Source organism: Micromonospora sp. NPDC005087, assembly GCF_042872965.1.
In the GTDB taxonomy this organism is placed as follows: domain Bacteria; phylum Actinomycetota; class Actinomycetes; order Mycobacteriales; family Micromonosporaceae; genus Micromonospora.
In genome coordinates this window covers 413090-439551 of the sequence record NZ_JBIALB010000003.1, presented here as the reverse complement: position 1 = coordinate 439551, position 26462 = coordinate 413090, and the positions used below count along the sequence as shown (strand labels likewise).

Below are 26462 nucleotides of genomic sequence, written 5' to 3'. Positions count from 1 at the left end.
CGGTCACATCCGCACGCCGGCCTTGAGGTTCTGCCAGACCTCGCGGGTCGCGGTGGACCGGTTGAGGGTGATGAAGTGGATCCCCGGCACGCCCTCGTCCAGCAGCCGGCGGGACATCTCGCTGGCCTGCTCGATGCCGAGCCGGCGGACCGCCTCCGGGTCGTCGGCGACCCGCTCGAAGCGCGCCGCCAGCGCCGGCGGGAAAGGCGCCCCGGACAGCTGCACGGACCGCTCGATGGTGCCGATCTGCGTCACCGGCATCACCCCGGCGAGGATCGGGGTGTCGCAGCCGGCGGCCGCCACCCGGTCACGAAGCCGCAGGTAATCGTCGGCCTCGAAGAACATCTGTGTGATCGCGAACTCGGCGCCGGCCCGGCACTTGCGGACGAAGTGCGTGGTGTCGCTGGCCACGTCGGGTGAGCGGGGGTGCTTGTACGGGAAGGCCGCCACGCCCACGCTGAAGTCACCGGCGTCCCGCACGAGGCGCACCAGGTCCTCGGCGTAGTCCACGCCCTCGGGGTGGCGGACCCACTCGCCGCCCGGGTTGCCCGGCGGGTCGCCGCGCACCGCCAGCACGTTGCGGACCCCCACCCCGGCGAGCCGACCGATCACGTGCCGCAGTTCGGCGACGGAGTGGTTGACCGCGGTCAGGTGGGCCATCGGCAGCAGGGTGGTGTCGGTGGCGATCCGCTCGGTGACCGACACGGTGGTGTCCCGGGTCGAGCCGCCCGCGCCGTAGGTGATCGACACGAACGACGGCCGCAGCGACTCCAGCTCGCGGATCGCCTGCCAGAGCAGCCGCTCCCCCACCTCGGTCTTGGGTGGGAAGAACTCGAACGAGAAGGTCGGCTGACGGTCACGGATGAGCTCCCCGATCGCCGGCTGCGGATTGGGGAGTACCGAGGGAAGACCGAGCGCCACGACCCGACTCTAGCGGGCAGCGTCCGCACCACCCAGGCGCTTCCCGTCGCGTCCCACGGATCGACGGATGCGTGGGCGCGCCCACCTGCCCGATGCCGTCCCGCGCCCCGGCCGGGTGGGCGGAAGCCGTCGTACCCACGGGGTAGTAATGGGTGGCGCGGGAGGGTCGGCGGGGGCGGCCCAGGGGCACGCGCGGGGGTCAGCAGCCGAGCGGTGACGCCGGTCCCGTCCGGTCGGGCGGGCGCTCGTCGCCGCACCGACGCCCGCCGGGAGGACCGATGACCCCGCCCCCACCGCCGCGCCCAGCACAGCTCGGCCCGTTGCTCGCCCGGTGCCGGCTGGCCCGGGGCTGGAGCCAGCAGCGCACCGCCGCCGAGTTGTGTGCCGCCGCGGGCGTGCCGACGTTGAGCCGGCACGAGGTGTCCCGGTGGGAACGGCAACGGCGCATCCCGGGAGGGTTCTGGCTCGGTTGGCTCGCCGTGGTGCTGGACGTGCCGCTGGTGACGCTCGCCGAGGCCGCCGCGGTCACCCAGCGAGCCGGCCCGGCGCGGGCCACCGGGCCGGGGCGGGGCGGGGCCGGCGCGCGGCCGGGCGGACGGCCGGGCCGGAGCCGGACCGGCGAGCGGGCCGGTGGCGCCACGAGTGCCGGGGGAGCGCGGCACGCGGCGACCGGCTAGCGTCGTGGCGTGACCCACGCTGCTCCCGTGTCTCCCGTCGACCGTGCCGGCCTGCGGCAACGGGTCGACAAGGCCCTCACCGAGTTCCTGGCCGGCCAGCGGGCCCGTTTGGCCGACGTCGACGACGCCCTGGCCCCGGTGGCGGAGGCGATCGAGGCGTTCGTGCTCGGCGGCGGCAAGCGGCTGCGGCCGGCCTTCGCGTACTGGGGGTTCCGGGGCGCCGGCGGAGTGGACGGCGACCAGGTCCTCACCGCCCTGGCCGCGCTGGAGTTCGTGCAGGCCAGCGCCCTGATCCATGACGACCTGATGGATCGCTCCGACACTCGGCGCGGCGAGCCGGCGGTGCACCGGCGGTTCGCCGCCCGGCACCGGGCGGCCGGCTGGGGCGGCGACCCGGACGGGTTCGGTGACGCGGCGGCGATCCTGCTCGGCGATCTCTGCCTGGTCTGGTCCGACGAGTTGCTGCACTCCGCGGGACTGGACCTACGGGCGGTGGCCCGGGCCCGGCCGGTCTTCGACGAGATGCGCACCGAGGTCACCGTCGGGCAGTACCTCGACGTGCTGACCCAGGTCACCGGGGACACCTCGGTGGAACGGGCCAGCAAGGTCGCCCGGTACAAGTCGGCGAAGTACACGGTCGAACGTCCGCTGCTGCTCGGCGCCGCGCTGGCCGACGCGACGGCGGACGTGCGGACGGCCTACTCGGCGTACGGGCTGCCGCTGGGCGAGGCGTTCCAGCTCCGCGACGACGTGCTGGGGGTCTTCGGCGACCCGGCGCAGACCGGCAAGCCGGCCGGGGACGACCTGCGCGAGGGCAAGCGCACGTACCTGGTGGCGGCGGCCGTGGAGGCCACCGACGACGCCGGCCGGGAGCTCCTGCTCAGCCGGCTCGGCGATCCGGAGCTCGACGAGCAGGGGGTGACCCAGCTGCGCGAGCTGATCTCCGCGAGCGGGGCGCTGGCCCGTACCGAGCAGCGGATCGTCACGCTCACCGACGCGGCGCTGGCGGCGCTGACCGCCGTCGACCTGGACACCGAGGCCCGCCAGGCCCTGGTCGACCTGGCGATAGCCGCCACCCGCCGCGCCGACTGACCCCTCCCCCGGCCCGGCCCCGCGCCCCCGCCGTTGATCATGAAGTTAGCGGCGCGACACGCCGATACGGACGCCGCCAACCTCATGATCAACGCACGGAAGGGCGCGGGAAGCGCGGGGGCGCGGGGGTTAGAAGCCGAGGGCTTGGGCTCGGCGTTTGACTTCGCGGGCCTGGTCGCCGGAGAGGGCGGCGGCCGGGGTGGCGCCGGGGAGGGTGTCGTCCGGCTCGTAGAGCCAGCGCAGCGCGGCCTCGTCGTCGTAGCCGTTGTCGGAGAGCAGGTTGAGCACGCCAGGCAGGTGCTTGAGCGCGGTCTGGTTGGCCACCAGGTCCGCCGGCACCCGGCGGATGCCGTCGCGGCGGACCGCCAGCAGCTCCCGGTCGCGGATCATCTGGTGCACCTTGCTGATCGACACGTCGAGGCGCTCGGCGACGTCAGGCAGGGTGAGCCAGCCGGCCGGGTCTGCGGGGCCGGCGAGCTCGGGGCCGGGCACGGCCTGGTCGGGTACGGGTTCGGTCACCCGATCACCCTGCCACGCCACTGCCCGGACGGGCCACCGGGCACCCCGGGACGACCGGTCCGAACACCCGGGTAGACGCCCGGCGACCAGCGGATGAGGGGGTCGGGACAGCTCGGCGGGCGCAGCGGGACGGACCAGGTTGGCCATCGGCTGTAGCATCCTGTTCAACCTTTGCCCCCTGGACACATAGACTCCCTGCCGATGGACACACAGGTCGCCGACACGTTGCTGGGCTCGCTGATCGACGGGCGCTACCGCATTCGCGGTCGCGTGGCTCGTGGCGGCATGGCGACCGTGTACACCGCCACCGACGAGCGCCTCGAGCGCACCGTCGCTGTCAAAATCATTCACCCGACGCAGGCGCCCGAGGCCCGGGCCCGGATCGCCAACTTCGTGGCCCGGTTCACCGACGAGGCGAAGACCATCGCCCGGCTGACCCACCCGAACGTGGTGGCGGTCTACGACCAGGGCACCCACGGTGGGCTGCCGTACCTGGTGATGGAGTACGTCCGCGGCCGCACGCTGCGCGACGTGCTGGCCGAGCGGCGCCGGGTCAACCCGGACGAGGCGCTGGCCATCGCCGAGCAGATGCTCGCCGCGATCGCCGCCGCGCACCGCGCCGGCCTGGTGCACCGGGACGTCAAGCCGGAGAACGTGCTGGTCGCCGAGGCGCCCACCGGTGGTGTCGCCAACCTGGTGGACAGCGTGGTCAAGGTGGCCGACTTCGGGTTGGCCCGGGCGGTCGAGGCGAGCGCCGACGATGAGCAGGGCAACCAGCTGATGGCCACCGTGGCGTACGTCGCCCCGGAGCTGGTCACCGAGGGCCGGGCCGACCCGCGCACCGACGTCTACTCGGCGGGCATCGTGCTGTTCGAGATGCTCACCGGTCGGGTGCCCTACGACGGTGACCGCCCGGTGGACGTGGCGTGGCAGCACGTCGACCGGGACGTGCCGGCACCGTCGACGCTGGTGCCCGGCCTGCCGCCGATCCTCGACGATCTGGTTCAGCGGGCCACCCGGCGCGACCCCGGCGCCCGGCCCGCCGACGCCGGGGCGCTGCTGGCCGAGGTGCAGACGGCCCGGGACGACCTGGGCGACGTCAACAGCCGTACCGCCGTGCTGCGCCGGGTGACCGACGAGCCGCCGATGTCACAGCCGACCATGATGGTCGCCACCGTCCGCCCGGCCGAGCGGCCGGCCTGGGCCCGGCTGCCCGAGGGCGGTGGGCAGGGGCCGGGCCGACGGCGGGCCGCCCCGGAGCCGGCGGATGGCCTGGGGTCCCGCCTCGCCGCGCTGCGCGGCAGGGTGCTGGCCCACCCGCAGGGCCCGCTGGCCGTCGGGGCCGTGGTGGTGATGCTGGTCCTGGTGGCCGCGCTCGGCGGCTGGTGGTTCGGCGTCGGCCGCTACACGGCAGCCCCGCAGCTGGTCAGCCTGAGCAACGCCGACGCGCAGGCGCGGGCCGAACGCGCCGGGCTTACCCTGGCCTACGGCGAGCCGCGCTACGACGAGAAGGCGCCGAAGGACAGCGTGCTGGGGCAGAGCCCGGCTTCGGCTACCAAGGTCGTCAAGGGCGGCACGATCACCCTGACCCTCTCCCTGGGCCCGGAGCGCTTCCCGGTGCCGGACGTGATCGGCAAGGAGTTCGAGCTGGCCGAGGCGGACCTGGTCAACGCGAACCTGGTGGTGGCCAAGGGCACCGCCCGCTACGACGACAACCTGCCGGCCGGAGTCGTGGTGGACAGCTCCCCCAAGGTGGGCGCCGAGGTCAAACCGGGCGCGAAGATCACCCTCATCCTGAGCCGGGGGCGGGCGCCGGTGTCGGTGCCGAACCTGGTCGGCAAGAGCCTGACCGAGGCTCAAACCACCCTGGCCCAGCTCAACCTCGTGCTGGTGGAGACCTACAAGGACTCCGACAAGCCCAAGGACGAGATCCTGGGCCAGAGCCCGGCCGACGGCACGGGCGTGGAAAAGGGCGCCCAGGTCAAGCTGGAGGTCAGCAAGGGCCCGCCGCTGGTGGTCGTACCCCGGGTGGTCGACCTGCCCTGCCCGGAGGCCAAGCAGGCGCTGGAGAGCCAGGGCTTCCCGGTGGCCGTCCAGCTCAACCCGAACGCCGTGGTCCGTTTCCAGAACCCGGGCGAGAACTCGCAGGTGCCGCCGGGCACCCAGGTCACCATCGGGTGTTTCTGAGATGCCGGTGACCCGCTCCCGACCGGCCGGCGCGCACACCCCCACCTCCGGGGGGCTGGCCAGGGCCGCCCTGCCGTATGCCGACGCGACCGGCGCCGAGGTGGTGCAGGTCTACGTCTCCAACTCGCGAGGCTGGGCGCTACCTCCGGGTGACCCGGCGCAGGACGCGCTGTTCCGCGACGGTTGCGCCGAGCGGGGCATCCCGGCCTTCATCCACGCCTCGCTGCTGGTCAACCTGGGCTCACCCACCCCGGCCACGGTCGAGCGCTCCGCCCAGACGCTGGCGCACGCGCTACGCCGGGGCATCGCGATCGGCGCCCGGGCGGTGGTGTTCCACGCGGGCAGTTCGGTGGACGAGGGGTACGCCGAGGAGGCGATGCGGCAGGTCCGCCAGGAGCTGCGGCCGCTGCTCGACTGGACCGCCGAGGTCGGCGGGCCAATGCTGCTGGTCGAGCCGAGCGCGGGCGGCGGCCGGTCGCTCGCCTCTCGCGTGGAGCAGCTCGGGCCCTACCTGGACGCGGTGGACCGGCACCCCATGCTCGGGGTCTGCTTCGACACCTGCCACGCCTGGGCGGCCGGGCACGACCTGGCGGCCGAGGGCGGCATGACGGCGACCCTGGACACGCTGGTGGCCACCGTGGGTACGGACCGGCTGCGGCTGGTGCACGCCAACGACTCGAAGGATCTGTGCGGCTCCACCCGGGACCGGCACGAGAACATCGGCAAGGGCACCATCGGTGAGCCCGCCTTCGCCGAGCTGATGGCCCACCCGGCCACCGCCGGCGTCCCCATCGTCGTGGAGACGCCCAGCGAGAAGCAGGTCGGCCACGCCGCCGACATCGCCACCCTCACCCGCCTCCACCCCTGACCACGCCCCACCCGCCCCAAGCTGTTGATCAAGAGATTTGCGTCATCCTGGAGCCGGGATCTGACGCAAACCTCTTGATCACTAAGGGAACCGCAGGGGGGCGGGAGGCGGGGTCAGGCGGCCAGGAGGCGGGCCAGGACGGTGGCGGCGCGGGTGACGCCGGCGTCGTCGAGGTCCAGGTGGGTGACCAGGCGGGCGGTACGCGGGCCGAGCACCGAGATCAGCACGCCCTCGGCCCGCGCGGCGGCCGCCAGGGCGCGTGCGTCCAGCGCGTGCTTTGTCAGGTCCAACGGGACCAGGTTGGTGCGGACCGCGGCGGCGAGCACGCCGAACGGCGCGACCGCCTCGGCGAGCCGTGCCGCCCTGGCGTGGTCCTCGGCCAGCCGGTCGACGTGGTGCGCCAGCGCGTACCGGCCGGCGGCGGCGAGGATGCCGGCCTGCCGCATGCCGCCACCCATCCGCTTGCGGATCAACCGGGCCCGTTCGATCTTCTCCGCGCTGCCCACCACCAACGAGCCGACCGGTGCGCCGAGGCCCTTGGACAGGCAGACCGACAGCGTGTCGAAGAGCTGGCCGTAGTCGACCAGCGGCACACCGTCGGCGACATGTGCGTGCCAGATCCGGGCGCCGTCGCAGTGCAGGGCCACCCCCGCCTCGTCGGCGACCCGGCGCAGCTCCCGCAGGGTGGCCAGCGGGATCACTCCCCCGCCGCCCCGGTTGTGGGTCTGCTCGACCGCGATCGCCCGGGTGGGGACGGCGAAGTAGCCGTCCGGCCGGATCATCCCGGCGACCGCCTCCGGGTCGATGTCCGCGCCGACCGCCGGCCAGGTCCGGGAGGAGATCCCGCCGTACGCGGCCGCGGCGCCGATCTCGTACGTGACCACGTGCGCGTCGGCGTCGCAGAGCAGCTCGTTGCCGGGCGACACCAGCAGTTGCAGGGCGATCTGGTTGGCCATCGACCCGCTCGGCGCGAACAGCGCCGCCTCGTGCCCGAACAGCGCGGCGACCTCGGCCTCCAGCGCGTTGACGGTCGGGTCCTCGCCGTAGACGTCGTCACCGACCTCGGCGGTGGCCATCGCCTCCCGCATGCCGGAGGTCGGTCGGGTCACCGTGTCGGACCGCAGGTCCACGAATGCGTCAGCCACGCAACATCTCCGCTACCAGGAAGGCCAGCTCCAACGACTGCTGGGTGTTCAGTCGCGGGTCGCAGGCGGTTTCGTACCGGTCGGGCAGGTCGAGGTCCTCGATGCCCTGGGCGCCACCGAGGCACTCGGTGACGTCCTCGCCGGTCAGTTCGACGTGCAGGCCACCGGGGTGGGTGTCCAGCCCTCGGTGGACCTCGAAGTAGCCGAGCACCTCGTCGACGATGCGGTCGAAGTGCCGGGTCTTGTAGCCGTTGGACGACTCGTGCGTGTTGCCGTGCATCGGGTCGCACTGCCAGACCACCTTGGCGCCGGCCGCGGTGACCTTGGCCACGATCGGCGGCAGGGCGTCCCGCACCCGGTGGTTGCCCATCCGGCTGATCAGGGTGAGTCGGCCGGGGATGTTGTCGGGGTTGAGCTTCTCGCACAGCTCGATCGCCTCGTCCGGCGAGGTGGACGGGCCGAGCTTGACCCCGATGGGGTTGGCGATCCGGGAGATGAAGTCGATGTGTGCGCCGTTGATCTGCCGGGTGCGCTCGCCGATCCAGAGGAAGTGCCCGGAGAGCCCGTACGCCCGGCGGTCGGAGACCCGGGTGAGCGCCCGGTCGTACTCCAGGGCGAGGGCCTCGTGGGAGCAGTAGAGGGTGACGGTGCGCAGCGCCTCGTCGTCGGTCATCCCGCAGGCCCGGATGAAGGCCAGCGCCCGGTCGATCTCCCGGGCGATCGCCTCGTAGCGCTCCCCGGCCGGGGAGTTCTTCACGAAGCCCTTGTTCCAGTCGTGCACGGCGTGCAGGTCGGCGAGCCCGCCGGCGAGGTACGCCCGGAGCATGTTCATCGCCGCCGCCGAGTTGGCGTACGCCCGGATCATGCGCTGCGGGTCGGCGACCCGGGCGGCGGGGTCCGCCTCCAGCGAGTTGATCATGTCGCCGCGGTAGGCGGGCAGACCGCGCGCGTCGGTGGGTAGCGAGCGGGGCTTGGTGTATTGCCCGGCGACCCGGGCGACCTTCACCACCGGCAGCGACGCGCCGTAGGTGAGCACGATCGCCATCTGGAGCAGGGTGCGGGCGTTGGCCAGCAGGTGACTCTCGGTGTTGTCGGCGAAGGTCTCGGCGCAGTCACCGCCCTGGAGCAGGAACGCCTTGCCCTCGCAGACCAGGGCGAGCTTCTGCCGGAGCTGGTCCACCTCGTAGGGCGCGACGACCGACGGCACGGTGTCGAGCACCTTGCAGACCTGGGCGACGGTGGCCGGATCGGACCACGGCGGGGTCTGCTCGCGGGGCAGGTCCCGCCAGCGGTCGAGACCGAGGGCGGCGTCCTCCGCGGAGTCGACGGTCGGTCGGCTGGTCTGCAGGCCCGGGCTGCCCACCGCGGGATGGCTCAGCTGATGCCACTCATGGCGCATGACAGAAAGCGTACGGCGACCGCCGGGGTGCCCGGGCGGCGAGGGGGACGGTTCCGGCAGATGGGAGATCAGTCCCAGTGTGCGCAGGTCAGGAAGCGGGCGAGGGGACGACGCCGGCCGGCGGGGCGCCGCCCGGTGTTTCCCCGGCGATGCACCAGTCACCGCCGTCGCGGGTGACGGTGAACACCAGCGGCCGGGTGGTCTTGCGCTTGCCGGCGGTGACCGACACCGAGACGCTAACCTCCTGGCCGCGCGGGCCGGACCGGACGTCGATGATCGCCGCCGTGGGCACCTCGAAGTGGTCCGCGAAGTCGCCGTTGGGGCCGGTCGCGCCCAGGTCGAAGCCCTCGTGCAGCAGCGCGCAGAGCTGGCTTCGGCCGGCGGCCACGTCCTTGGCGGTCATCGCGTCGAGGTACGCCTGCACGCGCTCACGGGACCGGGTGGAGGCCTCCTCGGCGGGCGCCCGCTCGGGCTTGGCGGACGGCTCGTCGCCGCCGCCGGTGAGCCCACAGCCGACCAGGGCGACCGGCAGCAGCGCCAGCCCGGCGGCGGTAGCCGCCAGCCTGCGGTGGGTCGGGCGCATGACCACCTCCGTCGACGGGGACATCGAGACTGCCGAGCCGCGAGTCTGCCACATCGGGCGGGTCCCGCCCAACGCCGGCGGCCCGGCCGACGCTGGGCGTCGACCGGGCCGGTGCGCCACGGGCGGGGAGGGACGGTGCGTGCCCCTCCCCGCCGTGTGGGTGGTGCGTCGGCCCTCGGCTCAGCCGAGACCGCCCTTGATGGCGCCGATGAGCTCGCCGTTTCCGGTGTCACCGGAGAGCTCCCAGAAGAACGCGCCACCGAGGCCCTGGTTCTTCGCGTACGTCATCTTGCCGTTGATGGTGGACGGGGTGTCGTAACTCCACCAGTTGCTGCCGCACTTGGCGTACGCCGTGCCGCCGACCGTGCCGGTGGCCGGGCAGGTGTTCTTGAGGACCTTGTAGTCCTCGATGCCCGCCTCGTAGGTGCCCGGCGCGGCGCCGGTGGCGCTGCCGCCCGGGGCGGCCTGGGTGACGCCGGTCCAGCCCCGGCCGTAGAAGCCGATGCCGAGCAGCAGCTTGTTGGCCGGGATGCCCTTGCTCTTGAGCTTCTGGATCGCCGCGTCGGAGTTGAAGCCCTGCTGCGGGATGCCGGTGTACGAGGTGAGCGGGGAGTGCGGGGCGGTCGGACCCTGGGCGGCGAAGGCGCCGAAGTAGTCGTACGTCATCGGCATCAGCCAGTTGAGGTTGCCGATGGCGCCGGCGTAGTCGGTGGCGTCGATCTTGCCGCCGTTGCTGCCGTCCGCGGTGATCGCGGCGGTGACCAGGGCGTTGGAGCCGAACCTCGACCGCAGCGCGCTGATCACGTTCTTGAACGCGTTCGGGCCGCTGGTGTCGCAGGTCAGACCACAGGCGTTGGGGTACTCCCAGTCGACGTCGATGCCGTCGAAGACGTCCGCCCAGCGCGGGTCCTCGACAAGGTTGTAGCAGCTCTCCGCGAAGGCGGCCGGGTTCTGCGCGGCCTGGGTGAAGCCGCCCGACCAGGTCCAGCCGCCGAAGGACCAGATCACCTTGAGGTGCGGGTTCATCTGCTTGAGCTTGCGCAGCTGGTTGAAGCTGCCGCGCAGCGGCTGGTCCCAGGTGTCGGCGACGCCGTCGACGCTGTCCGCCGCGGTGTACGCCTTCTCGTAGTCGGCGTAGCTGTCCCCGATGGCGCAGCGGCCGCCGGTGGTGTTGCCGAAGGCGTACAGGATGTGGGTCAGCTTCGCGGCCGAGCCGCTGGTCTGGATGTTCTTGACGTGGTAGTTGCGCCCGTAGACGCCCCACTCGGCGAAGTAGCCGACGACCTTCTTGCCACCCGGGTTCGGCGGGGTGGTGGTCGGCGGCGGAGTGGTGGGCGGCGGGGTGGTGGGCGGGGTCGTGGTCGGCGGGGTGGTGGTCGGCGGGGTCGTGGTCGGCGGAGGGGTGCCACCGCCGCAGGCCGCGCCGTTGACGGTGCAGTTCAGTGGCGCCTTGTAGGCGCCGGTGCCGTTGTAGCCCCAGCTGAACGAGGCGCCCGGGGCGAGCGCACCGGCCCAGCTCTTCTTGACCGCGACGTAGTGGTTGCCGCTGCTGGTCACGTCGGCGTCCCAGGAGCTGCTGATGGTGGTGCCCGACGGCAGGTCGAACTCGATGCGCCAGGTGCTGACCGTGGCACTGGACCCGTTGGTGACGGTCACCTTCGTCTCGTGACCGGTCCCCCAGTCCTGTGCCTTGGTGAACGTGGTGGTGACCGTGCCGGCGCCGAACGCGGTGGTCATCGGCACCGCCGCGACGGTCACGGCGACCACGGCACCGGCCCAGAGGGCCCGGCGGAGCGATCTTTTCATGAGGCGTCTCCCGAACTGTTAGGAAACTTTCCAAAAGAGATGGTGAGACGGTACTCACGGCGTCATCACTTCGTCAAGATGTACATGTTTCGATTTCTTCTGGTGGCGTGGAATGCGCCCGCTCCGCCCGTCACCGGAGCCCCGTCAGCCGGCGCGTAGCCTCGGGCCATGACCGTCTTCGACATCCCGATCGACGCCCTCACCGGTGGCCCCGCCGACCTCGCCCGCTACCGCGGCCGGGCGCTGCTGGTCGTCAACGTCGCCTCCCGCTGCGGCCTCACCCCGCAGTACGCCGGCCTCCAGACCCTCGCGGACTCCTACGCCGACCGCGGCCTGGTGGTGCTCGGCGTGCCCTGCAACCAGTTCGCCGGGCAGGAGCCGGGCAGCGCCGCCGAGATCAGCGACTTCTGCCAGGTCAACTACGGGGTCACCTTCCCCTTGACCGAGAAGGTCGACGTCAACGGCCCCGACCGGCACCCGCTCTACGCGGCGCTGGTGGACACCCCGGACACCGACGGGCACACCGGGGACGTCCGGTGGAACTTCGAGAAGTTCCTGGTGGCCCCGGACGGCACGGTCGCCGCCCGATTCGCCCCCACGGTGGAGCCCGGCGCCGACGAACTGCGCGCCGCCATCGAGAAGGCGCTACCCGCCACGGCCTGACCCGGCCGGCATCACGGCGCGACGAACCGCCACTGCGCCGCGTCGGACAGCGGGCGGTAGCCGAGGGTCTGGTAGATCCGGTTGCTGGTGGGGTTGGCCAGGTCGGTGTAGAGCGTGCACGCGATGGCGCCGGCGTCCAGGGCGTACCGGGTGACGTCTGCGACGCAGCCGCTGGCGAAGCCGCGCCCCCGCCACTGTGGCGGCGTGTACACGCCGCTGACCCGGACCACGCCGGCGACCGGTCGGCTGAGCCAGGCCGTCGAAACCGGTGCGCCGGCCCGCTCCCAGAGCCAGAGCAGGTCGCCGTGCGGCAGCCGGGCGTCGATCTGCCCGGCCGCGTCGACCGGCGGACCGGCGGGCGTCGTCTCCGCGGCGTACGCGGCGGCCCAGGCGATCAGCAGGTCCCGGTCCGCGACGGTGGCCGGGCGGGCGCGTCCGGCCACCCCCACCGGCGGCCGGACCGCGTCCAGTCGGAAGATCCGCTGCGCGGTGCCGGGTACGGCCACCCTGCCGGCACATTCGGCGTACCGTTCGGCGAACTCGGTTACGGCCGGGACGGGGCCGTGCACCTCGACCAGCGGCGGCACCGCCCGCACGAAGTGCTCGGCGAACGCCCACGCGGCCGCCGGCGACACGGCGCCCAGCAGCGGCCCGCGCGGCGGCGTGTGCACCGCCGCACCCACCGTCGTGCCGGCGTCGACCAGCCGGACGAACCGCTCGCCCCCGGAGAGTGGCACGTCACCGGAGAGCCGGTCCGCGACGAGCGTCAGCAGTACGTTGTGCAGGACGGGCTCGCGACGCAACCAGGCGTCGGCTCCGGCGGCGAAGGTCGCGAGATCCTCGGTCAGACACTGCACGGACGGCATTCTGCGCACCCGTGGGCGCCTCGACAAGTGGAATAACCCACCACTGCGGTCGGGAATGTGTCGCGGGTGGACGGAGTTGGGAACCAACATGACAACTGTGGGACTCATCGGCAGCGGCCACATCGGCGGCACCATCGCCCGACTGGCGGTGGCCGCCGGCTACGACGTGGTGCTGAGCAACTCGCGGGGGCCGGAGACGCTCACCGACCTGGTCGACGAGCTGGGCGAGCACGCCAGCGCCGGCACGGCACAGGACGCGGCGCGGGTCGGCGACCTCGTGGTGGTCAGCGTTCCGCTCAAGGCCTACCGTGCGGTGCCGGTCGAGCCGCTGGCCGGCAAGGTCGTCATCGACACCAACAACTACTACACCCAGCGCGACGGCAACTTCCCGGAGCTGGACTCCGGCGAGGTCACCAGCAGCGAACTGCTCCAGCGGCACCTGCCGGACGCCCGGGTGGTCAAGGTCTTCAACAACATCTTCTTCAAGCACCTGGACTCGCTGGCCCGGCCGTCCGGCGCGGCCGACCGCAGTGCCCTCGCGATCGCCGGCGACGACGCCGCCGCGAAGGCCGAGGTGACGGCTTTCCTGGACCGCATCGGCTACGACGCGGTGGACGTCGGTCCGCTGGCCGAGGGGTGGCGCTACCAGCCGGACACGCCGGCCTACGGCACGCTCTACTCCGCCGACCCGACCGACTGGGAGCACCCGAAGCAGGGCGACGCCGACACGCTGCGCACCGCGCTGGCCGCCGCGACCCGCTGAGCAACGCCGCCGCCCTCCCTGCGATCGCCTACCGGGTGGTTGTGCGGAGAGCGGCGGCGAGTTCCTCGTCGTAGCTGGCGATGGGCTGGCCGTCCGAGGCGTACGCGACGAGCCGACCCTGTGCCATGTTCGCCGACCGGAACGAGAACGTCCGCGTCCCCGGGTAGGCGGCGAGCAGGGGGATGGTCCGGGGCGCCCCGCCCGGGGCGGAGTAGTACTCCAATCGGGCCACCTGCCCGGAGACCACGCCGTTGACCCGCACCTTGGTCTTCTCCGCCCGGGTGCCGAAGGTGACCGGCGCGTCGGTGCCGTAGGCGGCGCACTCGACCGGGCCACGGCAGACGAAGAAGTATCGTGGGTTGACCACGTCGTCGAGGGTGTACGCCTTGAAGGTGGGGTCCGCTCCGGCGGGCAGCGGTTGCACGGCGAAGAACGCCACCGCCACCGTGGCCGTGATGCCCACCCGCCACCAGGCCCGCCCGCCGACGGCCGGTCGCCGGCTCGTCCGGACGGCGGCGACCGCGACGCCACCGAAGCCGGCCAGGCACAGCAGGCACACCCCGACGGCCCGGGCGTTCTCGAACAGGAACTGCACGCCCGGCCGCATCGACACCGGACCGAGGACCGCACCCAACGAGACGACCATGGCGGCGAGCAGCGCCGCGCCGGCGGCCCGCTGGGTGACACCGGACGCGCCGATCAGCAGCATCGCGGCGAGCACCGGCCACACCTGATGATGGGTCCAGGAGACCGGGGACGCGGCCACGGTGGCGCAGCCGACGAGCACCGCGGCGTGACCGGGGCGGCCCTGCGCGGTCAACTGCCGGGCTCGCAGCAGCGCCGCCGCGCAGATGAGCGCCACCAGGCAGGCCCAGAGCAGGGGCAGCGCCGCCTCGTCGACCCCGACGCGCAACAGCATCCCGTGCACGGACTGGTTGCCCAGCGAGGCCAGGTTGCCGATCCGCGACGTCTGCCGCACCGCCTCGGTCCAGTAGGTCCAGCTCTCGCTGGGCAGCACGATCGCGGCGAGCCCCGCGCAGGCCACGAACGTCGCCGCCGCGCGGCCGGCGTCGCGGTAGCGGCCGGTGGCGAGGAAGTAGACCACGAACAGCAGCGGGGTCAGCTTGATCGCCGCGGCCACCCCGACCAGCACGCCACGCACCCGGGGTGGAACCAGGCCCATCCCGTCCAGCAGGGCCATCAGCACGATGAAGATGCTGACCTGCCCGAACCGTAGGTTGCTCTGCACCGGCGCGGAGAGCATCAGCACGGTGGCCGCCACCGCCACGACGAGCGGGCGATGGGACCGTCGGGCGGTCAGCGCGACACCGACCGACCCGGCGATGGCGACGACCGCCGCGCACGTCGCCACCAACCAGGCCACCTGCAAAACGCCCTCGCTGACGGCGGTGATCGGACCCAGCACGAGGGCGGCGAAAGGCGGATAGGTGAACGGGCCCCCGTTCTCCGCCACGTACCCGTACAGCGGCCGCCCGGCCCGCAGGTCGGACAACGCTCCGTAGTAGATGTGCAGGTCGGAGAGGCGGTCCTCGCGTCGTGACACGAGCACACAGGACACCAGGGCGACGACGGCGAAAGCCGTCCACACCAGCGCCACCCGGCGATCCCGCATCGCCCGACAATAGGCGACCGCGACGGTGGGCGATGACCCGTCGACGACGATCATCGCTACGTTTCCAAAATCCTGCGACATGCCGCTGACAACTTGCGCCGTGGTCCCGTACACGGGACTCTGTTCCCTGGGTTGCCGCCCGCTCACTGACCGTGCTCTCGGAGGCGACATGCGCATGCTCCCTACCATCGGGCCCCGCCGGCTGCTGGCCGGCGCCAGCGCGCTCCTGCTCGGCACCACCGTCGCCGCCGTCGGCGTCGCCACGCCGGCCAGCGCGGACACCGTCGGATACGTCCGGCTCGCCCATCTCTCCCCCGACACCCCGGCCGTGGACGTCTACCTGGCCGCCCCCGACGCCGCGAAGCCACGGGTCTTCCCCGGGGTGGGCTACGGCGTGGTCTCCGACTACCTGGAGCTGGCACCCGGCCGGTACGCGGTGGCGATGCGCGAGGCCGGCGCCCCCGCCAGCGATCCCCCGGTCCTCACCACCGAGGTCGCGGTGACCAGTGGCGACGCGTACACGGTGGCCGGCGTCGGCCGGCACGCCGACCTGGGGTTGCGGGTGCTCAACGACGACCTGAGCGCGCCCACCCCGGGCCGCGCCAAGGTACGCGTCGTGCAGGCGTCGGTGCGGACCCCGGTGCTGGACGTGGCCGCCGCCGACGGCCCGATGATCGCCAACGGCGTGCAGTTCGCCACCACCACGGACTACCAGCAGGTGGAGCCGGGTAGCTGGCGGCTGCGGCTGACCGGGGCCGGCGGGCCGAGCACCGACACCGAGGTGCGGCTCACCGGCGGCGCCGTCTACTCGCTGCTCGTGCTCGACGCGAAGCAGGGCGGTCTCACCGCCGAGCTGCGGCGCGACGCCGAGGGCGGCACCGTGGTACCCGCCGGTGGGGTGGACACCGGCGCCGGCGGCGTCGCCGGGACCGGGCGCGGCGGGTACCCCCTGGTGGCCGGCGGGTTGGCCGCGGCGGCCGTCGCGGTGAGCCTGCTGCTGTGGCGTCGGCGGCGCCGCACCACCTGGTGAACACCGGGCTCGGCCCCGCGATCCGACGGCACCGCGACCGTCGGGTGCCGCTGGCCGCGCTGGTCGCGGCCGGCGCGGCGGTCTGCCTGGTCGCCGGCACCGGGGTCGGTCTGGCCAGCACCGGCCCGCCGCCGCCGGTGGCGAGCTGGCAGCCGGGCTGCACCGACGACTGCCCGGCCGCCGCCGCCACGCCCGCGCCGCAGGGTCGACCCACCCGGGTACGCGTACCGCGGATCGGCGTCGACTCCGCGCTGACCGTCCTGGGCCTCGACCGCGCCGGCACGCTGATCCCGCCGGCCGACTTCGACACGGCCGGCTGGTACGGCGGCGGTCCGGCCCCCGGCGACACCGGGCCGGCTGTGCTGGCCGGGCACCTGGACTCGCGGCGCGGCCCGGCGGTCTTCGCCCGGCTCGGCGAGCTGCGTCCCGGCGATCGGGTGGAGGTGTGGCGCGGCGGGCAGCGCCTGTCGTTCAGGGTGACCGGGTCGCTGCGCACCCGTAAGGACCGGTTTCCCACCGCCGTGGTCTACGGTCCCACGCCCGGCCCGGAGCTGCGCCTGGTCACCTGCGGCGGCGACTTCGACCGGCGGCGCGGGCACTACCGGGACAACGTGGTGGTGTTCGCGGTGACCGACGCCGCCGACCCGGTCCTGCCGGACTCCGCCGCCGGCTGATCGACTCCGGTTCACGGATGTCGGGGCTTCCGGCTCACCGGGATGCCCCGGTTTCCGGGATGTCGAGTGGATCGTGCGGTGGTGGGAGCGCCGACGCGGCGTCAGACCGGGCGACGGCCGGCGAAGCCGCACTCGGCCCGGTGGTACCAGCGCACGTCGGAGTCCCCCTCCAGCCAGCACCAGAGCACGGCGCGGCCAGCCCGCTCGCCGGGGAAGTCGAGCAGCACCGGCGCGATGCCCTTGACCTGGATGTCGTGCTGGTGCAGCTCGTCAACGACGCCGTGCAGCCGGGCCTCCAGCCCCTTCACCTCGGCCAGCCCGCCGAGCGCGCTGACGCCGTGGTCGGCCAGGTCGACGCGCAACTCGGCCAGGTCGGCCCGGAGCCGGATCAACTCGTTGACGCGCGGCTGCAGGGTGGCCACCAGGTGCCGAGCCTGGGCGAGTGTGAACACCGCGCCAGTATGCGGCACACACCGGGCGGCCAGCCCCTGCGGCCTCAGTCGGCCTGGGCGGCCAGTTCGCGGGCGCGGTCCCGGGCCGCCTCCAGCGCGGCGAGCAGCGCCGCGCGGACGCCGTGCTTCTCCAGCTCACGGATGGCGGAAATGGTGGTGCCGGCCGGCGAGGTGACCGCCTCGCGCAGCTTGACCGGGTGCTCGCCGGAGTCGCGCAGCATCACGGCGGAGCCGATCGCGGTCTGCACGATCAGCTCATGCGCCACCTGCCGGGGCAGCCCGAGCAGGATCCCGGCATCGATCATGGCCTCGACCAGCAGGTAGAAGTAGGCCGGGCCGGAGCCGGAGAGCGCGGTGACCGCGTCCTGCTGCGACTCGGGCACCCGGATCGTCTGGCCGAGGGGCTTGAACATCTCCTCCGCCAGCGCCAGGTGCGCACCGGTGGCGTGCGCGCCCGCCGAGATCGCCGTCATCGCCTCGTCGACCAGGGCCGGTGTGTTGGTCATCACCCGGACCACTGGCGTGCCGTCGGGCAGCCGGCGGTTGAAGAAGCTGGTGGGCAGCCCGGCGCAGAGCGAGATGACCAGCTTGTCGGCGGGCACCTTGGGGCCGATCTCGTCCAGCAACGTGGCGGCGTCCTGCGGCTTGACCGAGACCGCGAGCACCGCCGCCTCGTCCACCGCCGTCAGGTTGTCGACCACCCGGACGCCGTAGCGCGCGGTCAACTCCTCGGCGCGGGCCGGACGGCGGGCGGTGGCCAGCAGCCGATCCACCGGCCATCCCGAGCGCAGCAACCCGGAGAGCATCAGCTCCCCGATCTTCCCCGCGCCGATCACCGCGACGGTGTGCACCCCGGCGGACATCTCGGTCGTACCCCCTCGCGTCGGGTCGCGGCACGGCGGACCCGCAGGCCCGCCGCGCCGCCGACCGTCGATCAGCTGCCGAAGAAGACCTCGGCCTCGGCGTACCGCTCCAGCGGCACGGTCTTCAGCTCCCGGGTCGCCTCGGCGAGCGGCACCCGGACGATGTCGGTGCTCTGCATCGCGACCATCTTGCCCCAGTCGCCCTCGTGCACCGCGTCGATGGCCTGCAGGCCCAGGCGGGTGGCGAGCACCCGGTCGAAGGCGGTCGGGGTGCCGCCGCGCTGGATGTGGCCCAGCACCACGGTGCGGGCCTCCTTGCCGGTCTTGGCCTCCAGCTGCTCGGCGAGCCACTGGCCGATGCCGCCGAGGCGGACGTGACCGAACGAGTCCAGCTCCTGGTTGGCCAGCACCATCTGGCCGTCCAGCGGCTGGGCGCCCTCGGCGACCACGACGATCGGGGCGTACTGGTGCTGGAAGCGCTTCTCGACGTAACCGGCCACCTGGTCGACGTCGAACTGCCGCTCGGGCAGCAGGATGGCGTTGGCGCCACCGGCCAGGCCGGCGTGCAGGGCGATCCAGCCGGCGTGCCGGCCCATCACCTCGACGACCAGGGTGCGGTGGTGGCTCTCCGCGGTGGTGTGCAGCCGGTCGATGGCCTCCATCGCGATGTTGACCGCGGTGTCGAAGCCGAACGTGTAGTCGGTGGCGCCCAGGTCGTTGTCGATGGTCTTCGGCACGCCGACCACGTGCACACCCAGCTCGAAGAGCTTGGTGGCCACGCCGAGGGTGTCCTCGCCGCCGATCGCGATCAACGCGTCCACGCCCTGCGCGGCGAGATTGTCCTTGATCCGCTCGACGCCGTTCTCGATCTTGAACGGGTTGGTCCGGGACGAGCCGAGGATGGTGCCGCCGCGGGGCAGAATGCCGCGCACGTCGGCGATGTCCAGGGGCCGGGACAGGCCCTCCAGCGGGCCCTTCCAGCCGTCCCGGAAGCCCACGAACTCGTGACCGTAGGTGGCGACGCCCTTGCGGACCACCGCCCGGATGACCGCGTTGAGACCTGGGCAGTCGCCGCCGCCGGTGAGCACGCCGATACGCATGATCCGCTCATCCTCCTGGAGCATCAGGTAAAGCCCGATTAAGCCCCAGGATATGTGTCAGATCAGACCATCGGCGCCGTTGCCGGCCCGGGGCGGGCCGTCACTGCGCACTGTAGTCGGCCTGCCCGAACACCGACAGCGCGCCCCGGGGGCCGACCCGCCACCGGCCGGGCGGTCAGTAGGTCACCTCGTGGTTCTCGCCGGCCTCCGGCGGGCGGCCGGTCACCGCGGCCCTGGCGAAGCCGAGCAGGTTGACCATGGTGCTGCTGGGCGAGTCCCAGTACTCGGCGGAGCTGGCGTGCACCTTGATCAACGTGAGGCCGGGGGTGTCCAGCCCGTCCGGGAACCAGACCTTGAGCAGCGGGTTCCACAGCCGTTCGGCGCGGGCCCGATCGAACCCCTCGGTGGCGGTGCCGGAGACCGACACCCAGGCGTTGTGCCCCTGGTCGGAGAAGGCGACGTTGACCTCCGGGTTCACCCGGATCTGGCGGATCTTGGCCGAGTCGGCGTGGGCGAAGAACCACAGGTCGCCGTCGAACTCGGCCTCCTGGAGCCCCATCGGCCGGCTCACCTGCCGCCCGTCCAGGGCGATCGTGGTGAGCATGCAGATCCGCGCGGCCCGAACCAGCTCGGTGACCCGGACACGGGCCTCGGCCGCGCTGGTCGGCTCGTTGCTCATGGCACTCTCCCTCGGCTCGACTCGTCGAACCGGTGCCCGGGACAGAACCGGTCAAACCTCCGGTGCCCACGACCGCCGCTCAGCGGGCCGTCATCGCCCGCCAGCGGGCCAGGTTGTGCCGGGCGTCGACCAGGGCGTCGTGCCGCGCCGCGTCAGCGTCCGGCAGGGTCGGCCGGCCCCGGTCGTCCCACAGCTGCCGCAGCTCCTTGGTGAATCGGGGGATCTCCCGGGGCAGCGCCGGCATCGCCCCCCAGAGCTGCGCGAGCACCACGTGGTCGTACGCCGCGTACCAGGCCCACAGCTCCAACTGCTCCCCCGGCCGGTCCCGGATGGGCTCCATGAGGAAGTCGTACAGGTCGTCGCGGATGCGCTCCCGCGAGCGCCAGGCCCGGTCGGCCGGCGAGGGCAGCTTGTCCAGCACGTTGCGCCGGACCCAGGGCACGGCACGGGAGTCGTCGAACTCGGTGGAGACCGCGTAGAACTCGCGGCCGTACTCGTCGACGACACCGATCGAGACGAGGTCGACGATCCGGCCGTCCTCGATGAACTCGCAGTCGTAGAAGTAGCGGTAGACCATTCCGGCCATCCTCGCCCACCGCCGGCCGGCGGTGGGCGGCGGGGCCCCGCCGACCGTCGTGGCCCCGCCGGGCGGTGACCAGCGCCACCGGCCCGGATCGGCAGCTCGACAAGCGGTACGCCGCAGCTCGCGACGGTCACGGAAGTGCTTCGAGGGGTGTACAGCAAGCGACCGGACCGTCATGATCTGATGTGTATCGCTACCGGACGCCGAAGCGGTGTCAGTTCACCTTGTCGGGCCCAGCAGGTTCACCGGTGAGCGAGTTGTGGTCCTTGACCGGGGAGGGGTTGGGCCGTGGAGGTTCGCCTGCCGGAGCCGGGTGATGCGCTCACGGGTGTCGAGATGTTCGCCGGGTTGGAGCCCGAGGTACGGCAGCGTGTCATCGCCGCCGCCGTCCCGCGCACCTATCGCAAGGGTCAGCTGCTCTTCGTGGAGAACGACCCGGGCGAGTCGCTGATCGTGCTGCGCCGCGGCGCGGTGGCCGTCTTCCGCACCGCACCCACCGGCGAGCGGGCCGTGCTGTCGGTGATCCGTCCGCCGGACGTGCTCGGCGAGGTTTCCCTGCTCGATGCCTCCACCCGGTCCGCCTCCGCCGAGGCCATCGAGGACTGCGCGGCGCTCGCGCTCTCCCGGGGGGCGTTCATGGAGCTGGTGCACTCCAACCCGCGCATCCTGGACGCGGTGATGCGCTCGCTGGGTGGGCTGATCCGCCGGCTCACCGAGCAGAACGCCGACCACGTCTTCCTCGACCTGCCCGGCCGGGTGGCCAAGACGCTGGTCCGGCTCGCCGGCGAGAGTCAGGCCCCGATGATCACAATCGAGCTCAACCAGAGCCAACTGGCCGAGATGGCCGGCGGCTCCCGGCAGAGCGTCAACCAGGCGATCGGCTCGTTCGCCAGTCGGGGCTGGCTGCGTACCGAGGGGCGACGGATCGTGGTGACCGACGTCGCCGCGCTGCGCCGGCGCGCCGGCATGAACGACCGCTGACCCGCGGGCAGCGCACCGAAGCGGACACGACGCGGCCGGGTCACCCGTGGGCGACCCGGCCGCGTCGTCGCCTCACCGGCGCTGAGTCAGACCCCGGAGCTGCCCGGCCCGGCCCACTTGTCCGGGCCCTTGCCGTCACCGTCCGGGCCGTGGGACTGCTCGATGACGATGCCCTCGGCCTGGAGGGTGGCGAGCGTGGCGGCGTCGACGTCCACCGAGTCACCCGCGGAGTGGCTGACCCCGTTGCCGTCGGTCCAGTCGCTCTCCAGCTTGACGTACACCATTGACCTGTCCCCCTCTGGTCGCTGATCGACATGTGGCCGCCTGAATCTAGTCCGTGAAGCCGTGTGTGGACTGTCCACAAGCCAACAGGCCGGTACCCGACAGCGGCGTCGGCGGTGATACTTCCTCTGACGCGACGCCGTGGGGGGCGTCGGTTCGCGAGTGGAGGGTGTCATCGCCGCGCAGTGTGGGCGCTGTGGACGTACGGCCGCCGACGGGGACCGCTTCTGCGGTGGCTGCGGCGCCGAGCTGGGTGCGGTCTGCCCGCACTGCCTGCGTCCGCTCGCCTCGGACGTCGCGTTCTGCACCTCGTGCGGGTCGCCCCGGCCGGGCGCGGACCGGCCGGGCACGGTCACCCCGCAGGAGGACCGCCGTCGGGTGAGCGTGCTCTTCGTCGACCTGATCGACTTCACCCCGTACGTGGAGCGGGCCGACCCGGAGCAGGTCCGCGGGATGCAGACGGGCTTCTTCTCGGCAGCCCGACGGGTGGTGGGCCAGTACGGCGGCGTGGTGGAGAAGTACATCGGTGACGCGGTGATGGCGCTGTTCGGCGCCCCGATCGCCACCGAGACCGACGCGTTGCGGTGCGTACGGGCCGGGCTGGAGCTGCAACGGGTGCTCACCCGGTTCGCACCCACCGGCAGCACCGAGCTGCGGTTCCGGGTCGGTGTGGCCACCGGTGAGGCACTTGTCGACGTGGCCGCCGCCCGCGACGGCGGGCAGGCGATCGTGGCTGGCGACGTGGTGAACACCGCCTCCCGGATGCAGTCGGTCGCGCCGCCGGGCGGGGTGCTGGTCTGCGGCACCACACACGCGCTGACCAAGGACGCGATCCGCTACGAGGAGCAGCCCCCGGTCACCCTGCGCGGCCGGTCGTCGCCGACCGAGGTGTGGCTCGCCCTGTCGCCGCTGCGCCGCCAGCCCACCGACCGGGAGCCGGACACCACGCCGCTGGTCGACCGGGAACACGAGCTGGGCATGCTGGTCAACGCGCTGCACCGGTCGCTGCGTGACCGCCTGCCGCAGGTGGTGACGATCTTCGGCCGGGCCGGCATCGGCAAGAGCCGGCTGCTGCGGGAGCTGTACCGGCACACGGGTCGGCTGGTGGACGAGCCGCTGACCTGGCGCACCGGGCGCTGCCCGCCGTTCGGGGAGAACGTCACGTTCGCCGCGCTCGCCGACATCGTCAAATCCGAGGCGGGCATCCTGGACACCGACCCGGCCGGCAGCGCGGCGCAGCGGTTGGCCGCCGCGGTCGGCGAGCTGATCGGCCCGGGCGAACGTGATCGGGTGGTGGACGCGCTGCGCCCGCTGGTCGGGTTGCCCGGCACGCCGCTGCCGGCCGAGGAGGCGGAGTCCGCGTGGCGGCGTTTCCTGCTGGCGCTGGCCGCCCGCCGCCCCACCGTGCTGGTCTTCGAGGACCTGCACTGGGCCGACGACGCGATGCTGCGCTTCGTGGAGCTGCTCGGCGCGGCGGCCCGTGAGGTGCCGCTGCTGCTGCTCTGCACCGCCCGCCCGGAGCTGGTCGACCGGGACCCGAGCTGGGCCGGCACCATCACCGGCTCGGTGACGATCACCCTGCCGCCGCTGCGCGACACCGGGATCGCCGCGCTGTACGCGCACCTGTTCGGCCAGGCGGCGTTCTCCGCCGACATGCTGAGCCCGCTGATCGAGGTGGCCGGCGGCAACCCGCTCTACGCCCACGAGTACGTCCGGATGCTGATCGAGCAGGGCGCGCTGCGCCAGTCCGGGCGGGGCTGGTCGCTGGACAAGCAGCTCGAGCTGACCATGCCGGAGAGCGTGCACGCGGTGATCGCCAACCGGGTGGACCTGCTGGACGCCAAGGACCGCGCGGTGCTGCTGGCCGCCTCGGTGGTCGGGGTGCAGTTCTGGCCCGGCGCGGTGGCCGCCGCGCTGGGACAGCAGGTCGAGTCGGTCGAGCGTTCGCTGCGCCGGCTGGAGCAGCGCGACTTCGTGCACGAGCAGGCGGCGTCGACGATGGCCGGGCAGGCGGAGTTCCGGTTCCGGCACGTCCTGGTGCGCGACGTCTGCTACCAGCGGCTGCCCCGCACCGAACGGGTGGCCCGGCACGAGCGGGCCGCGGACTGGCTCGACGCGCTGTCCCACAGCCGCGACACGGATCTGGCCGAGGTGCTCGCCCACCACCGCTGGGCGGCCCACGAGATCGCCCGTTCGCTCGGCATGGAGGTCCGGCGGTACGCCGGGCCGGCGCGGCAGGCGCTGCACCGCGCGGCCCGCCGGGCGTACGCGCTGCACGGGTTGGACGCGGCGGCCAGCCACGCGGGCCGGGCGCTCGGCCTGGCCGACGACAGCGACCCGGTGGGCCGGCTCCAGCTGGAGCTGCTGAGCACCGAGATCTCGTTCTACCGGGACGGCAACGCGTTCCTCTCCGGCGGTGGGCCGGATCAGGTGCACACCCTCGCCGACCGGCTGCTGGCCCACGGCGACGACGCCTGCTCGGCCCGGGCGTGGACCCTGCTCGGTCAGGCCGCCTGGCTGCGCGCCGACCGCGGCGACGCGCTGGCCTGCCTGGACCGCGCGGTGCAGCTGTTCGAGCCGCTGCCGGACACTGCCCAGAAGGCGGACGCGTACGCCGAGCTGGGTCGGTTGCACATGCTCAACTACGAGCGGGATCCGGCGGTGGCGGCGGCGGACACCGCCGCGGAGATCGCCGAGCGGCTGGGCCTGACCGAGACCCGCACCAACGCCCGGATCACCGCGGCCACCGCCCGCTACCAGTCCGGCGACCGGGTCGGCCTGGACGAGCTGCACGCGATCGTCGAGTTCAGCCGGGCCGGTCAGCTGCTCGCGCTGCCCCGGGCCACCCAGAACCTCGCGTGGGCGATCCGGGAGGAGGGCGACTGGCTGCGTTCCAACGCCCTGCTCTCGGCGGCGCCGGCCCGCACCGCCAGCGGCCAGACGTTGACCACCGGCTACTCGGCGGAGGCGATGCGCGCCTGGTTCGACGGCGACTTCGGCCGGCTGCTCACCGCGGCGGAGGCGTTCGTCGACACCCCGACCGGCAGTTGGGACATGCAGGTGCGAGGGCTGCGCTGCTGCCTGCTGGTGCTGCGCGACGACGAGGACCCGGACGACGTGGCCGACGCGTTGGACACCGCGCGGCGCAGCGGGTTCCACCGGCTGCACTGGACGATGCTGAGCATGGCCGCGCTGTGCCGGGCGCTGCAGGGCCGCGACGCCGAGGCGGCGGCGTTGATCGACGAGCTGGGCGGGTCCTGGTCGGCGGTGCCGGCGCTGGCCAGCGGGGAGTGGATCGCCGCCGCCGCGTACGCCGCCGCACTGGCCGGCCGGGACGCCGCGGTGCGGGTCCGGGCGATGCTGGACCGGGTCGGCCACCGGACGCCCTGGTCGGAGGCGGCGTTGCGGACCGTGACGGCGGCCCTGGCCGCGGCCGACGGCGACCACCGGCGCTCGGCCGAGCTGCACCTGGCCGCCGCCGAGACCTACGGCCGGATTCCGGACGTCAGCGACCGGCTGCTGGCGCTGGCGCTCGCGGCGGCGGAGCTGACCCGCGCCGGTGACCCGGCGGCCGCCCGGGTGCCGCGCGCCGAGGTACGCACCTTCGCGTTGCGCAACGACGCCCCCGGGCTGCTCGCGCTGGCCGGCCGCCCGGTCGCCCCGGCGGGGCCGGCGGTCGCCTGCTGAGCGGGGTTCAGACGGCGATCGGGGTGGGGACGGGTTGGGGTTCCTTGAGCTTCTGCGCGTAGATGTCGACGTACTCGCGACCGGAGAGCTCCATCAACTCGTACATGATCTCGTCGGTGACCGCGCGCTCCACGAACCGGTCACCGGCCAGCCCGGCGTAGCGGGAGAAGTCCAGCGGGGCACCGAAGCGGATCTTCACCCGGGCGATCTTGGGGATGAGCTTGCCCGGGGGTTGGATCTCGTCGGCGTTGAGCATCACCACCGGCACCACCGACGCCCCGCTTTCCAGCGCGAGTCGAGCCACCCCGGTCTTGCCCCGGTAGAGCCGCCCGTCCGGGGAGCGGGTCCCCTCCGGGTAGATGCCGGCCACTCCCCCGGCACGCAGCACCTGCAACTGGGTGTCCAGCGCGGCGCGGGCCGCCCGGCCACCGGAGCGATCGACCGGGATGGTGCCGGTGCCGACGAAGAACATCCTGGTCAGCCAGCCCTTGATCCCCTTGCCGGTGAAGTACTCGGCCTTGGCCACGAACGTGACCTTTCGCGAGGTGATCAGCGGTGTGAAGATCGAGTCGGAGAAGGAGAGGTGATTGCTGGCCAGGATCACCGGGCCGGTCGCCGGCACGTTGTGCAGGCCCTCCACCTGCGGGCGGAAGATCAGCTTGAGCAGCGGACCGAGGATGACGTACTTCAACAGCCAGTACAGCACCGGCGTCCTTCCCGTGGCGTGGTCAGGACGGCGCCCGCGCACCCGGGCAGCGCTCGGCCGGGCGGTGCCGCCGTCGTCGTCGAGCCTACGAAGCGCGGGCCGCCCACCACAACGGACGCCTGGGCGGCTTCCGGTCGCGCCGGGCTAAAGATCGACTGACCTCGGGTCGACCCGTCCCCTGCCGCGCCCCTCGCAAGAACCGACAAAGGGGCACGGCCACCACCAGCAGCGGGAACGCTGACTTTGGAAGACGCGACACAACGCACTCCCGGAACCGGGTCCGGACGTGTCACGATTCAGAGC

The 26462-nt window shown here is 73.1% G+C and carries 25 protein-coding genes; 10 read left to right on the top strand and 15 right to left on the bottom strand.

The window, feature by feature from the left end; all coding sequences use genetic code 11:
- Positions 1-3: 3 nt before the first annotated feature.
- Positions 4-921, bottom strand: a complete 918-nt coding sequence (gene metF, locus ACFYPS_RS10235; protein ID WP_354965026.1) for a methylenetetrahydrofolate reductase [NAD(P)H] — start codon at positions 919-921, stop codon at positions 4-6.
- A gap of 278 nt (positions 922-1199) precedes the next feature.
- On the opposite strand from metF, the gene ACFYPS_RS10230 reads away from it, so the two are divergent.
- Together ACFYPS_RS10230 and ACFYPS_RS10225 are read left to right on the top strand one after the other, a co-directional pair.
- Complete coding sequence (locus tag ACFYPS_RS10230) at positions 1200-1598, top strand: helix-turn-helix transcriptional regulator (protein ID WP_354965027.1); 399 nt, start codon at positions 1200-1202, stop codon at positions 1596-1598.
- Positions 1599-1607: 9 nt separating this feature from the next.
- On the top strand, positions 1608-2690 hold the full coding sequence (locus ACFYPS_RS10225; protein WP_354965028.1) for a polyprenyl synthetase family protein: 1083 nt from the start codon (positions 1608-1610) through the stop codon (positions 2688-2690).
- A gap of 129 nt (positions 2691-2819) precedes the next feature.
- On the opposite strand, the gene ACFYPS_RS10220 is transcribed toward ACFYPS_RS10225, so the two are convergent.
- Complete coding sequence (locus ACFYPS_RS10220; protein ID WP_354965029.1) at positions 2820-3209, bottom strand: Rv2175c family DNA-binding protein; 390 nt, start codon at positions 3207-3209, stop codon at positions 2820-2822.
- Positions 3210-3410: 201 nt separating this feature from the next.
- Here ACFYPS_RS10220 and pknB point away from each other — a divergent pair, with 201 nt between their 5' ends.
- Together pknB and ACFYPS_RS10210 are read left to right on the top strand one after the other, a co-directional pair.
- On the top strand, positions 3411-5396 hold the full coding sequence (pknB, locus tag ACFYPS_RS10215; RefSeq protein WP_354965030.1) for a Stk1 family PASTA domain-containing Ser/Thr kinase: 1986 nt from the start codon (positions 3411-3413) through the stop codon (positions 5394-5396).
- Between the two features lies 1 nt (position 5397).
- Positions 5398-6264 (top strand): deoxyribonuclease IV, encoded by an 867-nt coding sequence (locus tag ACFYPS_RS10210; RefSeq protein WP_354965031.1) that lies wholly within the window; start codon positions 5398-5400, stop codon positions 6262-6264.
- 113 nt (positions 6265-6377) lie between these two features.
- On the opposite strand, the gene ACFYPS_RS10205 is transcribed toward ACFYPS_RS10210, so the two are convergent.
- The 4 genes from ACFYPS_RS10205 to ACFYPS_RS10190 all read right to left on the bottom strand — a co-directional run bounded on the left by ACFYPS_RS10205 (position 6378) and on the right by ACFYPS_RS10190 (position 11197).
- Positions 6378-7409: a GntG family PLP-dependent aldolase gene (locus ACFYPS_RS10205; RefSeq protein WP_354965032.1), complete on the bottom strand. Its 1032-nt coding sequence runs from the start codon at positions 7407-7409 to the stop codon at positions 6378-6380.
- Positions 7402-8808 carry a class II 3-deoxy-7-phosphoheptulonate synthase gene (locus tag ACFYPS_RS10200; protein WP_354965033.1) on the bottom strand — a complete coding sequence of 469 codons (1407 nt, stop codon included), beginning with the start codon at positions 8806-8808 and terminating at the stop codon, positions 7402-7404. Before ACFYPS_RS10200 ends, ACFYPS_RS10205 begins: the two co-directional genes overlap by 8 nt.
- Positions 8809-8896: 88 nt before the next feature.
- Positions 8897-9391 (bottom strand): hypothetical protein, encoded by a 495-nt coding sequence (locus ACFYPS_RS10195; protein ID WP_354965034.1) that lies wholly within the window; start codon positions 9389-9391, stop codon positions 8897-8899.
- 180 nt (positions 9392-9571) lie between these two features.
- Positions 9572-11197: a glycosyl hydrolase family 18 protein gene (locus ACFYPS_RS10190; RefSeq protein WP_354965035.1), complete on the bottom strand. Its 1626-nt coding sequence runs from the start codon at positions 11195-11197 to the stop codon at positions 9572-9574.
- Between the two features lie 168 nt (positions 11198-11365).
- On the opposite strand from ACFYPS_RS10190, the gene ACFYPS_RS10185 reads away from it, so the two are divergent.
- Positions 11366-11860: a glutathione peroxidase gene (locus ACFYPS_RS10185; protein WP_354965036.1), complete on the top strand. Its 495-nt coding sequence runs from the start codon at positions 11366-11368 to the stop codon at positions 11858-11860.
- Between the two features lie 11 nt (positions 11861-11871).
- On the opposite strand, the gene ACFYPS_RS10180 is transcribed toward ACFYPS_RS10185, so the two are convergent.
- Positions 11872-12717 carry a GNAT family N-acetyltransferase gene (locus tag ACFYPS_RS10180; protein WP_354965037.1) on the bottom strand — a complete coding sequence of 282 codons (846 nt, stop codon included), beginning with the start codon at positions 12715-12717 and terminating at the stop codon, positions 11872-11874.
- A 97-nt stretch (positions 12718-12814) separates the two neighbouring features.
- Here ACFYPS_RS10180 and ACFYPS_RS10175 point away from each other — a divergent pair, with 97 nt between their 5' ends.
- Positions 12815-13489 carry an NADPH-dependent F420 reductase gene (locus tag ACFYPS_RS10175; protein WP_354965038.1) on the top strand — a complete coding sequence of 225 codons (675 nt, stop codon included), beginning with the start codon at positions 12815-12817 and terminating at the stop codon, positions 13487-13489.
- A 28-nt stretch (positions 13490-13517) separates the two neighbouring features.
- Here ACFYPS_RS10175 and ACFYPS_RS10170 read toward each other — a convergent pair whose 3' ends face one another.
- Positions 13518-15122 (bottom strand): glycosyltransferase 87 family protein, encoded by a 1605-nt coding sequence (locus ACFYPS_RS10170; protein ID WP_354965039.1) that lies wholly within the window; start codon positions 15120-15122, stop codon positions 13518-13520.
- Positions 15123-15291: 169 nt separating this feature from the next.
- On the opposite strand from ACFYPS_RS10170, the gene ACFYPS_RS10165 reads away from it, so the two are divergent.
- Entirely contained in the window at positions 15292-16152 is an 861-nt protein-coding gene (locus ACFYPS_RS10165; RefSeq protein WP_354965040.1) for a DUF4397 domain-containing protein, read from the top strand.
- Entirely contained in the window at positions 16122-16826 is a 705-nt protein-coding gene (locus tag ACFYPS_RS10160) for a class F sortase (protein ID WP_354965041.1), read from the top strand. The genes ACFYPS_RS10165 and ACFYPS_RS10160 overlap by 31 nt, the downstream gene beginning before the upstream one ends.
- A gap of 101 nt (positions 16827-16927) precedes the next feature.
- Here ACFYPS_RS10160 and ACFYPS_RS10155 read toward each other — a convergent pair whose 3' ends face one another.
- From ACFYPS_RS10155 to ACFYPS_RS10135, 5 genes are all read right to left on the bottom strand, one after another.
- A complete protein-coding gene (locus ACFYPS_RS10155) occupies positions 16928-17278 on the bottom strand; it encodes a DUF2203 domain-containing protein (protein ID WP_354965042.1) in 351 nt (116 codons plus the stop codon).
- A 44-nt stretch (positions 17279-17322) separates the two neighbouring features.
- Entirely contained in the window at positions 17323-18141 is an 819-nt protein-coding gene (gene proC, locus ACFYPS_RS10150; protein ID WP_354965043.1) for a pyrroline-5-carboxylate reductase, read from the bottom strand.
- Between the two features lie 71 nt (positions 18142-18212).
- Positions 18213-19241, bottom strand: coding sequence for a 6-phosphofructokinase (locus tag ACFYPS_RS10145; protein ID WP_354965126.1), 1029 nt, complete (start codon positions 19239-19241; stop codon positions 18213-18215).
- A gap of 175 nt (positions 19242-19416) precedes the next feature.
- Positions 19417-19920: a pyridoxamine 5'-phosphate oxidase family protein gene (locus ACFYPS_RS10140; RefSeq protein ID WP_354965044.1), complete on the bottom strand. Its 504-nt coding sequence runs from the start codon at positions 19918-19920 to the stop codon at positions 19417-19419.
- Between the two features lie 79 nt (positions 19921-19999).
- The gene (locus ACFYPS_RS10135; RefSeq protein ID WP_354965127.1) at positions 20000-20497 is read right to left on the bottom strand and encodes a polyadenylate-specific 3'-exoribonuclease AS; all 498 of its coding nucleotides are present in this window, start codon (positions 20495-20497) and stop codon (positions 20000-20002) included.
- Positions 20498-20791: 294 nt separating this feature from the next.
- Here ACFYPS_RS10135 and ACFYPS_RS10130 point away from each other — a divergent pair, with 294 nt between their 5' ends.
- Positions 20792-21484, top strand: a complete 693-nt coding sequence (locus ACFYPS_RS10130) for a Crp/Fnr family transcriptional regulator (protein ID WP_030337710.1) — start codon at positions 20792-20794, stop codon at positions 21482-21484.
- Between the two features lie 86 nt (positions 21485-21570).
- On the opposite strand, the gene ACFYPS_RS10125 is transcribed toward ACFYPS_RS10130, so the two are convergent.
- On the bottom strand, positions 21571-21768 hold the full coding sequence (locus tag ACFYPS_RS10125; protein ID WP_354965045.1) for a hypothetical protein: 198 nt from the start codon (positions 21766-21768) through the stop codon (positions 21571-21573).
- A 160-nt stretch (positions 21769-21928) separates the two neighbouring features.
- Here ACFYPS_RS10125 and ACFYPS_RS10120 point away from each other — a divergent pair, with 160 nt between their 5' ends.
- Positions 21929-25453: an adenylate/guanylate cyclase domain-containing protein gene (locus tag ACFYPS_RS10120; RefSeq protein ID WP_354965046.1), complete on the top strand. Its 3525-nt coding sequence runs from the start codon at positions 21929-21931 to the stop codon at positions 25451-25453.
- A 7-nt stretch (positions 25454-25460) separates the two neighbouring features.
- On the opposite strand, the gene ACFYPS_RS10115 is transcribed toward ACFYPS_RS10120, so the two are convergent.
- Positions 25461-26159 (bottom strand): lysophospholipid acyltransferase family protein, encoded by a 699-nt coding sequence (locus tag ACFYPS_RS10115; protein ID WP_354965047.1) that lies wholly within the window; start codon positions 26157-26159, stop codon positions 25461-25463.
- Positions 26160-26462: the final 303 nt, after the last annotated feature.

Bases quoted from the DNA above. Each gene is read 5' to 3' on its own strand.
- ACFYPS_RS10165 (WP_354965040.1), top strand. From the start codon at position 15,292: ATGCGCATGCTCCCTACCATCGGGCCCCGCCGGCTGCTGGCCGGCGCC.
- proC (WP_354965043.1), bottom strand. From the start codon at position 18,141: ATGTCCGCCGGGGTGCACACCGTCGCGGTGATCGGCGCGGGGAAGATC.
- ACFYPS_RS10195 (WP_354965034.1), bottom strand. From the start codon at position 9,391: ATGCGCCCGACCCACCGCAGGCTGGCGGCTACCGCCGCCGGGCTGGCG.
- ACFYPS_RS10125 (WP_354965045.1), bottom strand. From the start codon at position 21,768: ATGGTGTACGTCAAGCTGGAGAGCGACTGGACCGACGGCAACGGGGTC.
- ACFYPS_RS10170 (WP_354965039.1), bottom strand. From the start codon at position 15,122: ATGCGGGATCGCCGGGTGGCGCTGGTGTGGACGGCTTTCGCCGTCGTC.
- ACFYPS_RS10210 (WP_354965031.1), top strand. From the start codon at position 5,398: ATGCCGGTGACCCGCTCCCGACCGGCCGGCGCGCACACCCCCACCTCC.
- ACFYPS_RS10230 (WP_354965027.1), top strand. From the start codon at position 1,200: ATGACCCCGCCCCCACCGCCGCGCCCAGCACAGCTCGGCCCGTTGCTC.
- pknB (WP_354965030.1), top strand. From the start codon at position 3,411: ATGGACACACAGGTCGCCGACACGTTGCTGGGCTCGCTGATCGACGGG.
- ACFYPS_RS10135 (WP_354965127.1), bottom strand. From the start codon at position 20,497: ATGGTCTACCGCTACTTCTACGACTGCGAGTTCATCGAGGACGGCCGG.
- ACFYPS_RS10140 (WP_354965044.1), bottom strand. From the start codon at position 19,920: ATGAGCAACGAGCCGACCAGCGCGGCCGAGGCCCGTGTCCGGGTCACC.
- ACFYPS_RS10175 (WP_354965038.1), top strand. From the start codon at position 12,815: ATGACAACTGTGGGACTCATCGGCAGCGGCCACATCGGCGGCACCATC.
- ACFYPS_RS10185 (WP_354965036.1), top strand. From the start codon at position 11,366: ATGACCGTCTTCGACATCCCGATCGACGCCCTCACCGGTGGCCCCGCC.
- ACFYPS_RS10145 (WP_354965126.1), bottom strand. From the start codon at position 19,241: ATGCGTATCGGCGTGCTCACCGGCGGCGGCGACTGCCCAGGTCTCAAC.
- ACFYPS_RS10200 (WP_354965033.1), bottom strand. From the start codon at position 8,808: ATGCGCCATGAGTGGCATCAGCTGAGCCATCCCGCGGTGGGCAGCCCG.
- ACFYPS_RS10190 (WP_354965035.1), bottom strand. From the start codon at position 11,197: ATGAAAAGATCGCTCCGCCGGGCCCTCTGGGCCGGTGCCGTGGTCGCC.